General features: G+C 35.5%; 3 protein-coding genes. All 3 read left to right on the forward strand.

Annotated features, from left to right (window positions below):
- A partial coding sequence (locus F6K53_RS41400; RefSeq protein WP_293086179.1) for a hypothetical protein occupies nucleotides 1–331 on the forward strand: 331 nt, incomplete at its 5' end.
- Between the two features lie 178 nt (nucleotides 332–509).
- A complete protein-coding gene (locus F6K53_RS41405; RefSeq protein WP_075899097.1) occupies nucleotides 510–749 on the forward strand; it encodes a hypothetical protein in 240 nt (79 codons plus the stop codon).
- 6 nt (nucleotides 750–755) lie between these two features.
- Nucleotides 756–1238 (forward strand): DUF3368 domain-containing protein, encoded by a 483-nt coding sequence (locus F6K53_RS41410; RefSeq protein ID WP_293086181.1) that lies wholly within the window; start codon nucleotides 756–758, stop codon nucleotides 1236–1238.
- Nucleotides 1239–1557 lie beyond the last annotated feature (319 nt).

The raw sequence follows: 1557 nt of genomic DNA on the forward strand, positions 1-1557 counted from the left end.
CTTAGATCAAACCGTAAGGCTTTGGCACGCAAGTACGGGTAACTATCTGAGAACCTTACACGGTCACAGGAATTCAGTACGGTCATCGATTGGGTTTAGTCCTGTAAAACATCAAGATCACCAGGGTAGGTCTGATCAAGAACAGGTGAGCAGTTATTGGCTTACTTGTGGCAGTAATGATGGGACTATTAAAGTTTGGGATACTCACACAGGTCAGTGTATTAAAACCTTGATTCCTGATCGACCTTACCAAGGTATGAACATCACAGGGGTTACCGGTTTGACCCTAGCACAGAAGTCAGCACTGGAAGCGTTGGGCGCGCTGAGTTGATGTCAAGAAGATGGGTAAGCTAAAATGCATTTTAAATGGGTTTTAGCAAGGCAAAAGGCAAAAGGCAAAAGGCAAAAAGCAAAAGGTAACTGAAATAATATATTTTTTGATTTTATTTCAATAATATAAACTTAAACTGTACAACAGTTTATTTGATTAGTTTTTTGGATTAAGAAACATGAGTAACAAAGAAATGTTCAAAACTATTGCCTCTGAAGTACAGTTGTTTCAGGATATGGGGCAAAAAGAAAATTTTATCTTTGTCATAGGAGCTTTAGTTTCTAGACTAATTAGTTTACAGAAAGCAGCAGAAATAATGCAAATAGAACCTGAAGTTTTTATAAAAATTTTGGATTTAATGGGAATTGAGTTTTCTTACCTATCTTCTGAAGATATAACCATTGAACAAAACTGGTGATTCCAGATGAAAATTGTTTTTAATTCTTCTCCTTTGATATTTCTAGCACGATTAGATTTGTTGACGCAGTTCATTGAGTCTGAGGATAAATTTTATTTACCGCAAGTTGTCAAAGAAGAAATTAATGCGAAGAATGATGAAGCAAGTGCTTATATTGATAATTTGATTGCCAATAATCAATTAATGGTTAAAGGGGTAAAATTAGTTTCTTTAGCAAATCGTCTTAATGACCGTTTAGGACAGGGAGAGTCAGAAGCTATTGCTTTAGGGATAGAATTACAAACAGATTATATTATTTTGGATGATTTTGCCGCTAGAAAACAGGCAATACGATTAGGTTTAAATGTTAAGGGGACTTTGGCAGTAATTAGAAAGTTACAACTAGAGGATAAAATAATAATAGATAATTTAGAGGAGCTATATAAACGGCTTATAAGCATTAATTTCAGGGTTAAACGTGATGTTTTTGACGCTATATTCTGGTCATAGTGGGCAATAATTTTTTCAAAATCATGGGAATTGCAAGCCTCAATCCATATATTGGTAAATTTAATCTGCTTGTTCTTTACTCAGCATCCTTAAGATTTTAGAGTTATTATTTTGTTAATTGTTAATTGAAAATAACAATTAACAATTAACAATTAACAATTAACAACCGACCCATAAGTACCTGGACAAAAATAAACCTAACTTCTTGATGCAAAGCGCGAGTGGGGGAAACCACGGCAAAGCGCGAGTGGGGGGAACCCCCAAGACCGCGCTGCCTTCCCAAGACCGCGCTGCATCGCTGTATTAATTTGTGTAAAGA

The organism is Moorena sp. SIO4A1 (assembly GCF_010672065.1).
In the GTDB taxonomy this organism is placed as follows: domain Bacteria; phylum Cyanobacteriota; class Cyanobacteriia; order Cyanobacteriales; family Coleofasciculaceae; genus Moorena.

What these genes read in the sequence shown, in the direction of transcription:
- F6K53_RS41405 (WP_075899097.1), top strand. Translation starts at nt 510, where the DNA reads ATGAGTAACAAAGAAATGTTCAAAACTATTGCCTCTGAAGTACAGTTG.
- F6K53_RS41410 (WP_293086181.1), top strand. Translation starts at nt 756, where the DNA reads ATGAAAATTGTTTTTAATTCTTCTCCTTTGATATTTCTAGCACGATTA.